At 68.2% G+C, this 15,848-nt stretch carries 14 protein-coding genes; 9 read left to right on the top strand and 5 right to left on the bottom strand.

Features of this window, described 5'->3' with window-relative positions; genetic code table 11:
• The coding region (locus tag AB0J95_RS50180; RefSeq protein ID WP_364773746.1) for a DUF222 domain-containing protein at window positions 1–608 on the top strand (608 nt) is incomplete at its 5' end.
• A 228-nt stretch (window positions 609–836) separates the two neighbouring features.
• On the opposite strand, the gene AB0J95_RS50175 is transcribed toward AB0J95_RS50180, so the two are convergent.
• On the bottom strand, window positions 837–1,226 hold the full coding sequence (locus AB0J95_RS50175; protein ID WP_364773745.1) for a nuclear transport factor 2 family protein: 390 nt from the start codon (window positions 1,224–1,226) through the stop codon (window positions 837–839).
• Between the two features lie 84 nt (window positions 1,227–1,310).
• Here AB0J95_RS50175 and AB0J95_RS50170 point away from each other — a divergent pair, with 84 nt between their 5' ends.
• The 3 genes from AB0J95_RS50170 (at window position 1,311) to AB0J95_RS50160 (ending at window position 3,608) form a co-directional block, all read left to right on the top strand.
• Window positions 1,311–1,841 carry a helix-turn-helix domain-containing protein gene (locus AB0J95_RS50170; protein ID WP_364773743.1) on the top strand — a complete coding sequence of 177 codons (531 nt, stop codon included), beginning with the start codon at window positions 1,311–1,313 and terminating at the stop codon, window positions 1,839–1,841.
• A 110-nt stretch (window positions 1,842–1,951) separates the two neighbouring features.
• Window positions 1,952–2,890 carry a hypothetical protein gene (locus AB0J95_RS50165; RefSeq protein ID WP_364773742.1) on the top strand — a complete coding sequence of 313 codons (939 nt, stop codon included), beginning with the start codon at window positions 1,952–1,954 and terminating at the stop codon, window positions 2,888–2,890.
• Window positions 2,891–3,026: 136 nt separating this feature from the next.
• Window positions 3,027–3,608 (top strand): NAD(P)H-dependent oxidoreductase, encoded by a 582-nt coding sequence (locus AB0J95_RS50160; RefSeq protein WP_364773740.1) that lies wholly within the window; start codon window positions 3,027–3,029, stop codon window positions 3,606–3,608.
• Here the strand turns inward: AB0J95_RS50160 and AB0J95_RS50155 are convergent.
• A complete protein-coding gene (locus AB0J95_RS50155; protein WP_364773739.1) occupies window positions 3,605–3,961 on the bottom strand; it encodes a DUF1844 domain-containing protein in 357 nt (118 codons plus the stop codon). The genes AB0J95_RS50160 and AB0J95_RS50155 overlap by 4 nt on opposite strands.
• Window positions 3,962–4,266: 305 nt before the next feature.
• On the opposite strand from AB0J95_RS50155, the gene infC reads away from it, so the two are divergent.
• The 5 genes from infC (at window position 4,267) to AB0J95_RS50130 (ending at window position 9,537) form a co-directional block, all read left to right on the top strand.
• Window positions 4,267–4,845, top strand: a complete 579-nt coding sequence (gene infC / locus AB0J95_RS50150; protein ID WP_364773754.1) for a translation initiation factor IF-3 — start codon at window positions 4,267–4,269, stop codon at window positions 4,843–4,845.
• A gap of 72 nt (window positions 4,846–4,917) precedes the next feature.
• Complete coding sequence (rpmI, locus tag AB0J95_RS50145) at window positions 4,918–5,112, top strand: 50S ribosomal protein L35 (protein ID WP_364773737.1); 195 nt, start codon at window positions 4,918–4,920, stop codon at window positions 5,110–5,112.
• Between the two features lie 59 nt (window positions 5,113–5,171).
• A complete protein-coding gene (gene rplT, locus AB0J95_RS50140; RefSeq protein ID WP_033389397.1) occupies window positions 5,172–5,543 on the top strand; it encodes a 50S ribosomal protein L20 in 372 nt (123 codons plus the stop codon).
• Window positions 5,544–5,572: 29 nt separating this feature from the next.
• Window positions 5,573–6,349: an RNA methyltransferase gene (locus AB0J95_RS50135; RefSeq protein ID WP_364773735.1), complete on the top strand. Its 777-nt coding sequence runs from the start codon at window positions 5,573–5,575 to the stop codon at window positions 6,347–6,349.
• Window positions 6,350–6,387: 38 nt separating this feature from the next.
• Window positions 6,388–9,537, top strand: a complete 3,150-nt coding sequence (locus tag AB0J95_RS50130; protein ID WP_364773734.1) for a S8 family serine peptidase — start codon at window positions 6,388–6,390, stop codon at window positions 9,535–9,537.
• Here the strand turns inward: AB0J95_RS50130 and AB0J95_RS50125 are convergent.
• The 3 genes from AB0J95_RS50125 to AB0J95_RS50115 all read right to left on the bottom strand — a co-directional run bounded on the left by AB0J95_RS50125 (window position 9,531) and on the right by AB0J95_RS50115 (window position 15,788).
• Complete coding sequence (locus tag AB0J95_RS50125; protein ID WP_364773732.1) at window positions 9,531–10,922, bottom strand: heme peroxidase family protein; 1,392 nt, start codon at window positions 10,920–10,922, stop codon at window positions 9,531–9,533. The genes AB0J95_RS50130 and AB0J95_RS50125 overlap by 7 nt on opposite strands.
• A 313-nt stretch (window positions 10,923–11,235) precedes the next feature.
• Window positions 11,236–14,022 (bottom strand): hypothetical protein, encoded by a 2,787-nt coding sequence (locus tag AB0J95_RS50120; protein ID WP_364773730.1) that lies wholly within the window; start codon window positions 14,020–14,022, stop codon window positions 11,236–11,238.
• Window positions 14,019–15,788, bottom strand: coding sequence for an HSP90 family protein (locus tag AB0J95_RS50115; protein WP_364773728.1), 1,770 nt, complete (start codon window positions 15,786–15,788; stop codon window positions 14,019–14,021). The genes AB0J95_RS50120 and AB0J95_RS50115 overlap by 4 nt, the downstream gene beginning before the upstream one ends.
• Between the last annotated feature and the right edge of the window lie 60 nt (window positions 15,789–15,848).

Here is a 15,848-nt window from a genome sequence, read left to right as displayed (position 1 = left end):
AGCAGCGTCCCACCGACTGTGCCGACGACCGGAGTCAGGCTGAGCGCACCGCTGATGCGTTCGTGGAGACCTTGCGGATGGCCGCCCAGTGCCCTTCCAAGCCCACGAAGAACGGGCTGCGCACCCCTGTGGCCATCACGATCTCCTATGACGATCTGCTCAAGGACCTCGATGACCGCATCCTTGTCGGCCCGGACACCTACCTCACCGCCCGCGAGGCCCGGCGCATCGCGTGCGACAGCCACGTGTTCCCGGCCGTGCTGGGCAGCAAGTCTGAGCCCCTGGACATCGGTGTCAGTTCGTACACCGTCCCTGCCCACATCCGCCGCGCCTTGATCCTCCGGGATGGTGGCTGCGCCTTCCCCAGTTGCGGAGTACCCGCCAGTGCCTGCGACGGCCACCACATCATCCACTGGCGCAACCACGGACCCACCAAAATCGACAACCTCGTCCTGCTCTGCCCCCACCACCACCGACTAGTGCACCGCAGCGACTGGACCATCCAGATGCTCCAGCGCACCCCACAGTTCATCCCGCCCGCGTACATCGACCCGCACCGCCGCCCCAGAACCAACTCCGCCCGAAGACCCATACCCACCGCCGCCTGACCCCAGAGCCAGCAGGCGACCGGGCGCGACCCTCAACCCCGCGCCCCTGCCGAGGCCGCCGACGGGACCCATGTCAAACCGAACCGCGCCCCAACCCCGCGCGCCGAAAGACCCCGGTCGAACCGCCAACATCCCGGGGTGCCCCAGGACTTGAGCCGGGCGCGCCGCCGTGACCCGGCCACCCCGCAGGGCCGGAATCCCGGGGCCCAGCCAAAGCGCGAGCGGGGATCAAACGCCGGCGGCGACGAGTTTCATGGTGTCCTGGTACTCCCGCCACAGCACGGCTTTCCCGTCCCGCACCTTCAACACCCCGATGAACCGCGCAGAGTCCTGTTCCCCGGTGATGTTCGACCGCGCCACCAACTCGTACTCCACCACGATCACGTTGGGATCCGCGGTCTCGTGCAGCTCCAGGATGTTGCACGCCTCGAAGGTCACCGGCAGCGCCGCGCGTCCCGCGACCGCGATCTCGCGGAACGTCTGGCCACCTTCCACCCTCTTGGGCCTTCCCGGCCTGGCGAAGGGGTTCTCCACCACGAGGTCGTCGGACCACATGTCGTCCGAGGCGCCGTCCACCCAGTAGCTCCGCATCTTCTCGAACACCTCACGTGCGGACATCGCCATCCTCCCAGTTAAGATGAGTGCTGACTCACTTTCGGGCAAAGATAATGAGTCTCCACTCATGTTGTCAATGGAGGGGATATGCGGGCTGATGCCCAGCGCAACCGGGCGCGGATCCTGGCCGCGGCCGAGGAGGTGGTCGCTGAGATGGGGGTGGGGGCGTCCACTGAGGAGGTGGCGCGGCGGGCCGGCGTTGCCATCGGCACCGTGTTCCGGCACTTCCCGACCAAGGACGACCTGCTGACCGCCATCATGAAGCAGCTCGCCCTGCGGTTCGCCGAGGAGGTGGAAAGCCTTGCGCGGCAGGGGGATCCCGAGGCGATCTACACCTTCTTCGCCAACGTCGTGGCGCAGGCCGCCGCGAAGCGGACGGTTGTCGAACTGTTGGATGTGGACATTCAGGTGGGCGGCCAGCTGCAGCTCATGCGGGAGGCGATCGGCACTCTCCTGGTGAACGCCCAGCGCGGCAACACTGTCCGGCCCGGGGTCCAGCTCGATGAGGTGATGGCACTGCTGACCGCCACCAGTCATGCCGCGCTGCGCGGTGGCTGGTCCGATGATCTCCGTCGGCGCACGCTCGCCATCGTTTTCGCAGGCCTGCGGCCAGATTGAAAAATTCTTGGCTTCCGCTGAACCGCCCTCCGGCAGCGCTCGTGTTGTGGGTGAGCAACCACGGCCCCGCAGACAGCTAGGGGGTCTCAGCGGGAGAAAGGAACGTAGTCATGGCATCACGTGTGCGGCACGTCATCGCCGGCGCGGTCGCGATGGGCGCGATGCTCGTCACCGCGGCGTGTGGGGCCAGCCCCGCTACAACCAATGCGGCGAACCAGCGGGCGATCGAGCCCGCGGCCGCGCCGACGGGAACGATCTCCATTGACGACGCGCCGCCCGCGGCCGGTGGGGCTCAAGGCAACAACAACGGACTGAAGACCGCCGAAGCCGGTGCGCTCGGCACCATCGTGACCGACGCGCAGGGCATGACCCTGTACCGGTTCGACGGTGACAAGAGCCAGCCGCCGACCTCCGGCTGCACCGGCGCCTGCCTCGACGCGTGGCCTGCGGCCACCCTGACCGACGACGCTCAGCTCGAAGGCGTTGAGAAGAAGGCGATCGGTTTCATCGACCGCCCGGACGGCATCCGCCAGCTCACCATCAACAACTGGCCGATGTACAAGTACGCCAAGGACACCAAGCCCGGTGACGTCACCGGTGAGGCCGTCGGCGGCAAGTGGTGGGCCGCCGCCCCGAACGGCACCCGGGCCAAGGACAAGGTCAAGCCGGCCGCTGCCGGTCAGACGATCATCCGTGCCATGGACGTCAAGCCGTTCGGCAAGATCGCGACCGATGACAAGGGCATGACGCTGTACCGCTTCGACAAGGACACGGTCAACCCGTCGGTGTCGAACTGCGACGCGAAGTGCCTGGAGACGTGGCCGATCGTCAAGGCCGAGGACAACATCGTGGTCGAGGGCATCGACAAGGCGCTCGTCGGCTCGATCACCCGGCCGGACGGTCAGAAGCAGCTGACCCTCGGCGGTTGGGCGATGTACACCTACATCAAGGACGTCAAGCCCTGTGACACCAAGGGTGAGGGCGTGGGCGGTGTCTGGTTCGTGGCCTCGCCGGACGGCAAGAAGGCCAAGGACAAGATCGCCAAGTAACCACAGGTCATGTGGCTCGGCGCTGGCCTCCCCTCCTGCGCCTCACCGGCGCCGGGCCACAGTTGTTGGGTCCGACCCCCAACTCACACAAGGGCCCCGCGAGCGACGCTCGCGGGGCCCTTATCCTTTGTGGACGATGAAACAGGTCCACGTCGTCTACGCGCACCCGAGCCCGCGCGGTTTCACTCGCGAGGTTCTCGACGCGTTCCTGGCCGGGCTCACCGAAGCCGGCCACACCGCCACCGTCTCGGACCTCTACGCCATGGACTTCCGCGCGGACCTGACGGCCGAGGAGTACGAACGCGAGTCCGGCCACCGCCCCGACGCGCCCATCCCCGATGACGTCGCCGCCGAACACGCCAGGCTCAACGCGGCCGATGTGTGGGCGTTCGTCTACCCGGTCTGGTGGTCCGACTGCCCGGCCCGGCTCAAGGGCTGGTTCGACCGGGTCTGGACCGTCGGCGTCGCCTACAAACCCCTGACTCTCCGCAAAGCCACCCAGGCCCTCGTACTGTGCACGGCCGGTTACAGCGTCGAGCAACTCGAAGCCGACGGCTTCCACACGGCGATGAAGACCGTCATGATCAACGACCGCATCGGGGCACGCGCCGAGCGGAGCGAGTTCGTCGTGTTCGGCGGTTCGGTCGATCGGCCGAGCCGGCCGTCGACCAGGGCGGCCCACCTGGCCCGGGTCGCCCAGCTGGCGCGGGAGCTCTAGTAGACCGGGCCGGTGTACTTCTCGCCGGGGCCCTGGCCGGGCTCGTCGGGCACCACGGACCCCTCCCGGAACGCCTTCTGCAGCGACTGCAGGCCGTCGCGGATCGGCCCGGCGTGCGGGCCCAGGTACTCCACCGAGGCGGTGACCAGGCCGGCCAGCGCGGTGATCAGCCTGCGGGCCTCGTCCAGGTCACGGCGCGGGCTCTCGTCCGGGTCGGGGTCGGCCAGGCCGAGGCGCTCGGCCGCGGCGGACATCAGCATCACGGCGGCGCGGCTGATCACCTCGACGCTGGGAATGTCGGCCAGGTCACGCGCGTTGAAGTCGTCGGGGTCGGAAAAGACGGGGTCAGTCACGGTCTGGTACCCTTCCACGTGCGACCAGCCCCTGTGCGAACGGGGGCGGCAAGTGGAGCCCCGCTCCCACCCGAGTCACCGCCAGAGGTGTCCGGGTCCGGTCAATCGCGGCACCTGGCCTGGCCAGGGGGCCGCGCTCGGCGCGGCAGCGCCGTGGATCGGTGTAGGCAGCGGGCCCCGTGACGTCTGGAACCAGACGGCCGGGGCCTGACGCGTTTACTGGGGCCACCGCCGGCCGCCGCGTCGCCGCAGCTGAACAAAGGCACAGACGCGTAAGAACAGCGAGCTCGGAAAGAGGAGGCACCATCAGCTCCGAGTCACGTATCAACGACCGCATCCGGGTGCCGGAGGTCCGACTCGTCGGACCGAACGGCGAGCAGGTGGGGATTGTCCGTATCGAGGACGCGCTCCGCCTCGCCCAGGAGGCGGATCTCGACCTCGTCGAGGTCGCCCCGCAGGCCCGCCCGCCTGTCTGCAAGCTCATGGACTACGGCAGGTTCAAGTACGAGAGCGCGCAGAAGGCCCGCGAGTCCCGGCGCAACCAGGTCCTCACGGTGATCAAGGAGCAGAAGCTCCGGCCGAAGATCGACTCCCACGACTACGAGACCAAGAAGCGGGCAGTCGTCAAGTTCCTCGAGCACGGGAACAAGGTCAAGGTCACCATCATGTTCCGCGGCCGGGAGCAGTCCCGTCCGGAGCTGGGGTACCGGTTGCTGCAGCGGTTGGCCGACGACGTGGCCGAGTTGGGGGTCATCGAGTCCTCACCGAAGCAGGACGGCCGCAACATGATCATGGTGCTGGCGCCCCACAAGAACGCCAAGCCGCGGGGCAAGGCGAGCTCTCCGGACGCCCCGGAGACGCCGGACTCTGACGCTGCCGAGTAGCGCAGGGGCCCCGTTAGACAGACTGCCGACCGCCCGCCGTTAGCGCGGGCGGCGGCACGAGATGAGGACGACATGCCGAAGAACAAGACGCACAAGGGCACTGCCAAGCGCATCCGGGTGACCGGTGGCGGCAAGCTGAAGCGCGAGCGCGCCGGTCACCGGCACATTCTGGAGAAGAAGTCCAGCAAGAAGACGCGCAGCCTCGAGGGCATCACGGACGTGGCGGCCAACGACGCGAACCGCGTGAAGCGCCTGCTCGGCATCTGAGCGACTTCCCCCAGACCACCCGGCGGCTCGCCGCCCCTAGAGAGTGACAGGATGGACCCGTGGCACGCGTCAAGCGGGCAGTGAACGCCCAAAAGAAGCGCCGCACGACCCTTGAGCTGGCCAGCGGCTACCGCGGTCAGCGTTCGCGGTTGTACCGCAAGGCCAAGGAGCAGGTGCTCCACTCGCTGAACTACGCCTACCGGGACCGCCGTGCCCGCAAGGGTGACTTCCGGCAGCTCTGGATCACCCGCATCAACGCCGCGGCGCGCCAGAACGGCATGACCTACAACCGCTTCATCCAGGGCCTGAAGGTCGCGGGTGTCGAGGTCGACCGCAAGATCCTCGCCGAGCTCGCGGTGAGCGACCCGGCCGCGTTCACCGCGCTGGTCGAGGTGTCCCGCGCGAACGTTCCGGCGCAGGAGAAGGCCTGAGCGAGCGTTATTCACAACGACCCGGGGCGGTGCAGCTCTTCACCGAGCGCACGCCCCGGGTCGCTGCTGCGCGGCAGTTGACCAAGCGGGCCGGGCGGGAACGCGCCGGCCGGTTCCTCGCCGAGGGCGCGCAGGCGGTCCGTGAGGCCGTCCGGTACGGCCAGGTGCACGAGATCTTCGTGACCCAGCAGGCCGCCGAGCGGAACGCCGACCTGCTGTCCACTGTGGACGCTCTGGTGTCGGTGGTGACCGACAAGGCCGCCGACAGCCTCTCGGAAACCGTGACACCGCAAGGCATCGTCGCGGTGTGCGAGCTGCTCGACGTCTCGCTCGAAGAGGCCCTCGCCGCGCCCAAGCTGGTGACTGTCCTGGTTGGAGTGTCCGACCCCGGCAACGCCGGCACGGTCACCCGAGTTTCTGACGCCGCCGGCGCCTCAGCGGTGATCTTCGCGGGCGACACCGTCGACCCGCACAACGGCAAGTGCGTCCGCGCCTCCACCGGCAGTGTCTTCCACCTGCCGTTGGCTCGCGCGCGCAACACGACTGCCGTTTTTGACGCCTGCCGGGCCGCCGGTCTGCGCTTGGTAGCCGCGGACGGCTATGCCACGACCGATCTCTACGCCGCCGATCTGTCCCAGCCAACGGCATGGGTGTTCGGTAGCGAGGCACGCGGCCTGCCCAGCGAGATCCTTGACGCCGTGGACGAAGCCGTGCAGGTTCCCATCTATGGCAAGGCGGAGAGCCTGAATCTGGCCACAGCGGCGGCTGTTTGCCTGTACGCCAGTGGCTATCAGTTGAATTCATGATCTAGCCGCGCCGGTAGTCAACCCCTACCGTGGGTGATGTGCGAACCCTGCTCGCTGTCGGTCTGATCTTCACACTGGTTCCGGCCTTGCCCGCCGCGGCGCGGGTGGACCCGGCCCAGCACGCGATCACCCTGATCACGGGCGACCGGGTGGTGGTCAACGGCGGACAAGTGGCGCCGCTGCCGACTCAGGGCCGCACGGGAATCGCCTACCACACCTACGAACTCGCAGGTCACACGTATGTCGTCCCGATGGACGCGGCGGGTCTGGTGGCGTCCGGCCGCCTCGATCACAGGCTGTTCGACATCACCGCGTTGCAGGAGTTCGGCTACGGCCAGACCGCCGACATCCCGCTGCTCGTCGACAACGGCAAGGCGCGGACATCGGCTATCCGTGCGCCGAAAGGCCAGGCCTGGGCGTCGATCAAGGCGAGCACCGGGAAGGTGTGGCTGGACGGCAAGCGTAGGATCGACCTGGCCGAGAGCGTCCCGCAGATCGGGGCACCGGCCGCCTGGCAGGCGGGCTACACAGGCAAAGGCGTGACGGTCGCGGTGTTGGACACCGGGATCGACGGCACGCACCCCGACTTCGCCGGGCGGATCGCGGACACCCGCAGTTTCGTGTCCGAAAAGGACACTGACGACAAGATTGGCCACGGCACCCACGTGGCTTCGACGATCGCCGGCGCCGGGAGCAAATACCGTGGCGTGGCCCCGGATGCGACCCTGGTGGTGGGCAAGGTCTGTGAGGAGGACGGCTGCCCGGAGAGCGCCATCCTGGCCGGGATGGAGTGGGCGGCCCGCGAGAAGCGCGCGCAGGTGATCAACCTGAGCCTGGGCGGGCCGAACACCGAGGACGTCGACCCGCTCGAAGCCGCGATCGACAAGCTCACCGCCGAGACTGGCGCGTTGTTCGTCGTCGCCGCGGGCAACCAGGCGTTCAAACCCGAGTCGGTGTCCTCGCCGAGTACCGCGGATGCCGCGCTTTCCGTTGGCGCCGTGGACAAGAAGGACAACGAGGAGGCGTACTCCAACCTCGGCCCGCGCTTCTCCGACGGCGCCATCAAACCGGAGATCGCCGCACCGGGCACGAGCATCGTCGCCGCCCGCGCCACCCACAGCGACCTGCCCAAAGTCGACGGCATCTACACCAAACTGAGCGGCACCTCGATGGCCACACCGCACGTCGCCGGTGCTGCCGCACTCCTCGCCCAGCGTCAACCTGCTTGGCGTGCAACGGAACTCAAGTCTGCGCTGGTCTCCGCGGCCAAGCCGACCGCGAAAGGCGATGTGTTCGCCGAAGGCGCGGGCCGGGTCGACGTCGCCCGCGCGATCAAACAGGATGTCTTCGCCACGAACACCGTGAACCTCGGCCTGCAGCGCTGGCCGCACGACGATGACAAACCAGTCGGCGGCACGATCACCTACCGCAACGCCGGATCCGCGCCGGTCACGTTGTCCCTGTCGGTGACCGGGAGCGCGTTCTCGTTGCAACAGAACGAGATCACCGTCCCGGCGAACGGCGAAGCCGCCGCCACTGTCACTGCGGACACTCGCACAGGACCTGACGGCCGTCTGACTACACGTGTCGTCGCGACTTCCGGTGATCTCAAGCTCGTCACACCAGTCACGGTCAACAAAGAGGTCGAGAGCTACGACCTCAAAGTGACTCAGATCGGCCGCGACGGCAAGCTCTCACCGATCGTGGCGACCATGGTGCTCGGCATGGACTCGCTGGCCGCGGACACCCCGTACGATCCTGATGGCGTTGTGACTCTTCGCCGCCCCAAAGGAAAGTACATTGTGGATGGACTGTTGCCCGCCAAGGACAGCCTGAGCCACATCACCCAACCGCTGCTCGTCCTCGACCACGACACTTCCATTGTCTTGGATGCGCGCGAAGCCAAGCCGATTCACCCTGCTGTGAACGGGGTCGGCGGCGAGTACGCGCTGCAGGACGTTGGCCTGGTCCGGTTCTGGGACACGCCGTCCGGGCGGGCCGGGTTCCTCAGCGGGATCCAGGAGTTCGGCATGGACGCGCCCGCAAGTGCCTTCCACACCGCGCAGATCGGCCCGCCGATCCCGGAAAATGACCTGCGGGCCTGGGTGAATGTGAAGATCGCCGAACCGGGCGCCAAACACCAGTTCATCGACAGCCCGTACGTCTACCACCTGTTCTGGGGCTTCACCGGGACTTACCCGAACGGGTTCGCGCCCGTGGTCGAACAGTCCGACTTCGCCGCGGTGCGTCAGCACTACGACGCCATGAGCGCGGGGAAGTTCGGGATCGTGTGGTCGTTCGGGTCCACGGCCGAGGTGCAGCGCCGGGTCGGAGTCCCGCTCACGGTCACGCTCCCGTTTGAGCGTACTGAGTACTACCAGGCGCAAGGCCGGACCTGGTTGCAGAGCTTCGGGCAGGCCGTGAAACCGTTGTCGTTCCCCGACTTGAGCAACGTCGAGGAGAACACGCCGCAGATGCTCGCCGCCGGGTCGACTTCGGTGCGGCACTGGAACCGGGGTGTGTTCGGGCCTTCGTTCGCGCCCGCGGGTTCGCCTGACCAGTACAGCGCGGTCCGGCTGGACGACAAGATCATCATCCACGCACCGGGCTACTCCGACGGCGCCACCGACCGGCTGGGTTACCCGCTGGCGACCAAGTCCAGCCGGATCGCGTTGTACCGCAACGGTCAGCTCGTCGCCGACCGCAAGGACCTGTTCGACGACGTCTTCGCGGACCAGCCCGCCGAGCAGGCCACCTATCGCGCTGAGGTCGACCTGACCTTGGACGACACCAAGCTGCCGCTGTCCAGCTTCACGCACACCGCCTGGACCTTTGCCTCGGCGAGAACACCTGAGCGGCAAGCACTTCCGTTGATGACGGCGAGCATCTCGCCCAACCTGGACGGCCAGAACTCGGCCAAGGCCAACACTCTGTTCGTGATCCCGGTTCGCCTGCAACGCAATCCGGGCAGCACGCCGTCGAAGGTCACCGAAGTGACGGTGGAGTCCTCGTTCGACGACGGCGTGACCTGGCGCGATGTCCCCGTCTTCGCGGGAGACGAAATCTGGTACGGCCTCGAGACCAACTCGGCCGCACCAGGTTTCGCCTCCCTGCGGGTGACCGCAACCGATCAGGCGGGCAACAAGGTCGAGCAGACCTTCGTGCACGCCTACCGGATCGGTCACTGACGACGGCTGGCCGGGTCCACGCGGGCAAAGGTGAGCAGGTCGACCATCTTGAAGTCGCCCGTAGTGCGGCTCGGCAGCGTCGGCGTCCAGTTCGGTTGTGCGGCGAGGTAGGACTGCGAGTCCAGCTGCAGCAGGCCGATGAACACCTCGCCGACGATGCGCGCGCCGGCCCCAGCCAGGCTCAACCCGTCGCCGAGCACCTGGGCCTCTTTGAGCACGTAGTACCAAAGTGGCGTGCTGGCGTCGAAGCCGGCACCGAGCGGCTTCAACTCGGGGAAGCTGTCCGGGCCGAGCACCGGGATGCCCATCTGCCGCGCGATGTTCTGCCCGGACGGCAGCGACCAGGTCACGTGCCGGAGCAGATTCCGTTGCGGCAGCGCCGTTGGCGGGTCACCACTCGCGATGGCGCCGAGGGGCAGGTTGAACAGGGGAGTGGAGATGTGCGTGTCGATCCGCTTGTTGGGCTTGACCTGACCGTCGCCGAAGTCGAAGAACGTCTGCCAGCCAATGAACCGGCGTCTGGCGCGGGCCCGGCCACGCAGGTCCACCGGGTCGGCCTGGCCCTCGCCCGCCGGGTCGAAGATGAACCCGAAGAACGGGCCGCCGTTGTCCCCGGCCAGGTTCGCGCGGTAGGACGGGCGGACCATGCTGTGCCCGAACCGGTATGCCGCGCCCTGGAACTCCACCGGCATGAAGAACTGGCCGGGCGCGGGCCGGTAGAACCGGCGGCCGTGCTTGAGGATGTCCTGCGTCAGCCCGAAGCCGATGATCTGCGGCAGGAACTCGTGGACGATGATCCACTGGTAGTGCCAGGTGACGATCCGCTTGGCCTCGTTGAAGACGTCGTCCTCGGGCACTCGCTGCGATCGCACGAGGTCGACGACCCTGTTGTGGAACAACAGGAACGCGACCTGCAGCCCGGCGATGATCAGGTTCTCGTCGTTGCGCGGGTCGGCGATGATCGCCACCTTGTCCGCGCGGCGGGGCAGGTCCTCGAACTGGCCGCCGCTCTCCACCAGGAACTTCTTGCGGTCGGCGGGACTGTACAGCTCCGGGTTGGCGATGGGCCCGTTGCCGTACACCGAGTCGAGCGACAAAGTGGGAAACCGGGTGTTCGGCGAGCTTTCCGGCGGGGTCGGCACCCCCAGCCGTGAATTCATGTCGAATGTGAAGTCGTGGTCGACGAATTGGCCGAAAAACGTGGTCCCCGCCGTATGGAACGGGTTGTCGAGATTACCGGGCGACAGCTCCGGATTCGTGATGAGCCGGACCGGCCCCTCCTGCAGAGGGTCCTTCGCGTCCATCAACCCGCCGGGTCTGCCCAGCTCACGCAGGGCGTCCATGACCCGTTGCGTGGGTTGCGCGAACGGCGGGAGCTGGAACATCCGACCAAAGAAACGTGGGTTTGTCCCCGCGGTCTCCTCCGCGAACGACGTTCCCGGCAACGCTACTGCTGCGGCGCCTCCCGTGACACCACCGATGAATCCTCGTCGGCTCAACTGTGCAGGGTTGTGGTTCACGCGAGAATTGTCCCGTTTGGGACAATGCGTGCCAGTGACGAACAACGCCTAGGACTAGTGCCGATCCCCTAGGCCGTTCAGCCGCGCCGGGAACCTGAGCTGGGCAGCCATAGCCACGTCGGTGCATGCGGTCACCCGCACGCCCAGACTGTCACGGAAGCCATGCCGCAGCAGGGAATCAGTCCCGCAACCGGGCAGTGAGAGCACGGGCGGTGGTGTCCTGGTGGATCACCTTTCCCTGGGCTTCCAGGGACTTGCCGAGGATGTCGAGGACGCGGGCGACGATGCTCTGTGGCGTGTCGGGGGTCAGCAGGGGAATGGTTTCGCGGGCGAGGTTCTCCGCTTTGGCCGGGGCTTTGAGGGCCAGGTGGGCGCGGGCGGCGCGGACCATCAGGAAGATCTGCCAGTCGGGTTCGTCGATGCCGGCGACGAGCTCAGCCGCGTTCATGTTGTCCGCCAAGGACTCCGCGTGGCGACCCTGCTGTGCGTAGGTGTAGCCCCGCAGCTCCAGGACCTCCGCGGAGAGGCGCGCGGTGAGGTCGCCTTCGCCCTCCGGTACGTGGGACATCGCGCGCGCCAGGTGGGAGAGCGCCGTGGGCTGGTCGGTGTCGGCGATCGCGGCGGCTGCTTTCACCCAGGCGTGCAAGGCCTCGGTGGGCAGGCCCGCGAGTTCCCACAGTTCCGCGGAACGGCGGTGGCAGCGTTCGGCTTCGGCGACATCGTCCAGCGAGTAGTTGATCGCGCCCAGGCCCGTCCACACCATCGCCTGTGAACTGGCCGGAGCCGCGGTGATGTGCGAAAGCATCGCGGTGAAATGCTTCTTGGCCTCGCCGTACTCGCCCAGCTCGCCGCACACGGTCGCCAGCCGGTAGCGGACCGGCATCACCCGGTCCACATCGGACGGATCCAGCAGCCGCAACGCCTCCTCCAGCGCCTCGGCCGCCTCGACCAGCCGCGAATGCGCCAGATACCCCGAGGACAACAGGTAACAGGCCCGCGCGATGTCCGTCGCCGTTCCCTCCGCGCGACACACCGCCACGGTGTCGACGAGATCCGCCAGATGCGCGCCGGACCGGTCGAGGTTGTCCACAATGGTCATCCGGTGCAGCAGCACATCCGGCAGCCACGGCCCCGGGTGCGGTCGCGCGAACGAGACCAGTTCCGCCGCCACCGCAAGGGAAAGCTCGACATCCCCACGCACCTCGGCGATCGCCGCCCGCGCCCGCAGGCCGTGGAACCGGTCACCCGGCCGAAGCCCCGGCATGGCCAGCACCCGCGCCAGCAGGCTCTCGGCCGCGCCCAGATTCCGTTGGCGCCCTTCGTGATCCGCCATCTCCAGCAGGATCGAGGGCACCCGGTCGGGATCGGTCTCCTCGGCCAGATGCAACGCGTCGGCCAGCAACTCGCCCGCCCGCACGTGCTCGTGCCGTTGGTCCAGCAGTTCACACAGGATCAGCCGGACGAGAATGCGCCCGGTCGACGACGAGTACTTCTCGGCCGACTCCAACGCCCGTTCGGCCAGCTCGATCCCGCCGTCGAGGTCCCCGGCTTCGGCGGTGAGCACCCCGAGCCGGGCCGAGAACCGCGCCGCCTGGTCGTCCTCGCCCGCCTCGACCAGGCGGTGCACCGCGGCGGCGAGCTTGTCCCGGACATCGGCGGACCGCGCCTCGAACACGATGATCCGCCGCGCCGCGATCCGGGCGGCGAGATTGGCCGGCAGCAACGGATCCAGGTCCGCGGGCAGCGACCTCAGCAGCCGGTACCCGGTCAGGAAGTCGTTCTCCTCGTACGCCAGGTGCGCCTGGTAGGCCAGTTCCACCGGATCCGCGCTGACCGGTGAGGGCTCACCGGAGACGACCGGGTTGGGCACCGCGAGCGGCACACGCACGGTGTCGGGGGCGTCCAGAATGGACTGAATGCGCTCGGACTGGCGCCGGGTCCCGTTGCGCCGGTCGAACTCCACGGCGAGGTCACGGGCGGTGGTCTCGAGCCGGGTGCGAAGCTCCAGAGCGGAGACGGTCTCGGTGGCACCGCTGGGCAACGGGACGGTCAGCGGGACGCGCTCGGGGGAGTCGAGCCGGGACAGCAGCAGAGCGGCGCTGGCGGCGAAGTTCATCGTGCCGATCGGGCTGGTCGCGTGGTGCACCTGGTCCAGATGTCTTCGCAGCAGCTCCATCCCGCGCGGCACGTTCCCGGTCACCGCGCAGAACTCCAGGTGCAGGCCCACATAGCCTTGCCCGGCCTGCTCCCGCGACCGCCGGTACGCGGTCAGGTGCGCGTCCCGGGCGCGGTCGATCTCACCCAATGCGGTCAACGCGGGCAGCAGCGCGGTGAGCACCCCCTGCGGCTGCGTGCTGCACGTGAACGACCCGGCCAGCGCGGGTTCGGCGTGCCGCAGCGCCTCCTCGTACCGGCCGCGCGACACCAGGTGCTCGACCTGTTCCTCGACCACACACCCCGCGCAGTCGCTCATGTCGTCGCGCTCGGTGGCGATGAACCGGGCGAACATCTCGTCCGCCAGCTCGAAATCACCGATGTGGGCGGCGGTCAGCACCCGTTGGCCGTACACCGGTTGCAGCGAGTACCCGAGCCGCTTGTACCGCGACTCCAGGTCGTCCAGCACCGACGAGATCTGCTCGAGGCTGAACCGGGGATCGCGGCGCAGCCCGACCGGCACCCACTTGTACGCCCAGTTCAGACTGTGCAGCTCGTTCTCGCTGAACACCGAGATGTCCCGCTGCTCGGCGGTCCGGCACCAGGCGATCGGCGCCAGGATCAGGTCGTAGCGGTTGAGCCAGTAGCAGGAGTCGATCAACGCGATCCGGCAGGTCGCGGCCAGCATGTCGTGACCGGCGGCGTCGGCGGCCCGGGCGGCGCGCTCCAGCGCCTCGTGCCGGGGCATGCCGGTGGGCATCGCGATGGCCTCGTTGAACAGCTCCTCGGCACGCGCCCGGTCGTCGGTCATCCGCGGACCGCCCGGTCGAGCAGGTCGAGGAACGAGCGGTTCAGCGCGGCGGTGTCCTTGGGGCGCATGGGCCGCCGCGACTGCAGCAACGCGTGCACGTACAAGGACTCCACGGTCAGCTCCGCCAATGCCCGGTCGGTCAGCTCGGACAGCCTACGCACCAGCGGGTTGCGGGTGTTCAGCACCAGCTGCTGGCCCGCCTGCGAGACCGGGCCGGTCAGCTGGCCGAGCAGCTCCGCCCACAGCGGGTCGGCGTCCTCGCTGATCCGGGAGGCGTCCTGCTGGCGTTCCCGGTCGGCGTCGGTGATCAGCAGCGCGGGCAGCGAGACCGGGTCGAACTCCCGGGCCACCGCCTCGCAGTCGTGCCGCTCCAGCACCGCCCTGGCCAGGTCGAGGCTGCGGCGCAGGTCCTGTTCGGCCTGCGGGGCGGGCTCGTCCATGCTGGCCAGCAGCTCGTTCGGCGCCACCCGCCGGGCCGCGGTCGGGCCGTGCACCTCCACCAGGCGCTTCAACAGTTCCGCGTCGTAGGCGTACCCCGCGTTGAGCAGCCCCAGTCCTTGCGCCTGGGCGACCGGCGCGAACTGGCGGAACTCGTCGACGTCCGGCGTGTACAGGATCGTCGAGTGCCTGCGGCGGAACTGTTTGAGCGTGGTGTTGCCGTCGGTCGTCTCGAACGGCAGCCAGTGCTCAACGAGCCGCAGCAGCTCGTCGTCCACCAACGCCACCGACTTCATCCCCAGCTGGTGCTTGGCCAGCAACGCCGACGCGCGCTCGGGATCGGTGGCGCCCAGCCGGATCAGCCAGTCCTTGATCACGCCGCCCAGCTCGTCGCGGATCGCCAGCAGGGTCTCGTCCTGGTAGAGCGCCTCTCGACTCGCGGTGGGCCGCAGCGCGGAGGAATTCACCGCACAGCGCACGAAATACGCCCAATCCGGCAACAAACCCTCGACCGAGTCGCCAACGAGCATCCGCTTGAGGTAGATGCGGTGCGCCTGGCGGGTGCCGGGGTGCGCGGAGTCGGCCATCACGAACGCGGCCCCGGTCAGCCCGACCGCGGGCACGTCCAGCGGCAGCACCTCGAACGGCTTGAAGCCGAACGTCCGCTCGCAGTACCGGCTCATCCGCTCGCGGTAGGCCTCGCCCGGCTCGTCCGCGCGCTGCCAGGGCAGGCCCGGCAGGGTGAGGCGTTCGTCACCGATGTGCACCTCGGCCGGCAGCAGCTCGCCGAACTCCCGGGCCAGCGCGGCGACCATCTCGTGAGTCAGCCAGTGTCCAGCATCTGGACGCGGCACCAGCGTGACCGTCGTGCCGATCTCGGCCCGCGCGTCCTCGTCGGTGACCACCTCGTAGGTGCCGTCGCTCTGCGCCACCCAGCGCACCGCGGGACCGCCCTTTGCGGACCGGCTCACCAGGTGGATCTGGTCGGCGACCAGGAAACAGGACAACAAGCCGACGCCGAACTGGCCAAGAAAGTCCTGCCGCGCGAAGCCGAGCTCGTCCCGCTTGGACGTCCGGCCGAGCGTCGAGAGCAGCGTGTGCACCTCGTCCTCGGTCAGCCCGATCCCATTGTCCGAGACGCGCAGGGTGCCGTCCCCGGTCCGGTCGGACGGCTCGATGACGATCCGGGCGGCCACCTCGCCCCGCGCGGTGATCGCGTCGACGGCGTTCTGCAGCAGCTCACGGACGTACACGCGCGGGCTGGAGTACAGATGCTGGCTCAGCAGCTCGATGACGCCGCGCAGATCGACGCCGAAGGAACGGGACATGACTACCGGCTGACCTCGACAAGTTCACTGGAAAACCGCTCGACCTTGAGTTGCGTCACT

Source organism: Actinocrispum sp. NPDC049592, assembly GCF_040675465.1.
GTDB lineage: Bacteria > Actinomycetota > Actinomycetes > Mycobacteriales > Pseudonocardiaceae > Kibdelosporangium.
This window is presented reverse-complemented; position numbering and strand designations above follow the sequence as displayed.

Coding starts and splice junctions, on each gene's coding strand:
- AB0J95_RS50175 (WP_364773745.1), bottom strand. CDS start 1,226: ATGTCCGCACGTGAGGTGTTCGAGAAGATGCGGAGCTACTGGGTGGAC.
- AB0J95_RS50170 (WP_364773743.1), top strand. CDS start 1,311: ATGCGGGCTGATGCCCAGCGCAACCGGGCGCGGATCCTGGCCGCGGCC.
- AB0J95_RS50165 (WP_364773742.1), top strand. CDS start 1,952: ATGGCATCACGTGTGCGGCACGTCATCGCCGGCGCGGTCGCGATGGGC.
- AB0J95_RS50160 (WP_364773740.1), top strand. CDS start 3,027: ATGAAACAGGTCCACGTCGTCTACGCGCACCCGAGCCCGCGCGGTTTC.
- rpmI (WP_364773737.1), top strand. CDS start 4,918: ATGCCGAAGAACAAGACGCACAAGGGCACTGCCAAGCGCATCCGGGTG.
- AB0J95_RS50125 (WP_364773732.1), bottom strand. CDS start 10,922: ATGTTCCAGCTCCCGCCGTTCGCGCAACCCACGCAACGGGTCATGGAC.
- AB0J95_RS50120 (WP_364773730.1), bottom strand. CDS start 14,022: ATGACCGACGACCGGGCGCGTGCCGAGGAGCTGTTCAACGAGGCCATC.
- AB0J95_RS50115 (WP_364773728.1), bottom strand. CDS start 15,788: ATGTCCCGTTCCTTCGGCGTCGATCTGCGCGGCGTCATCGAGCTGCTG.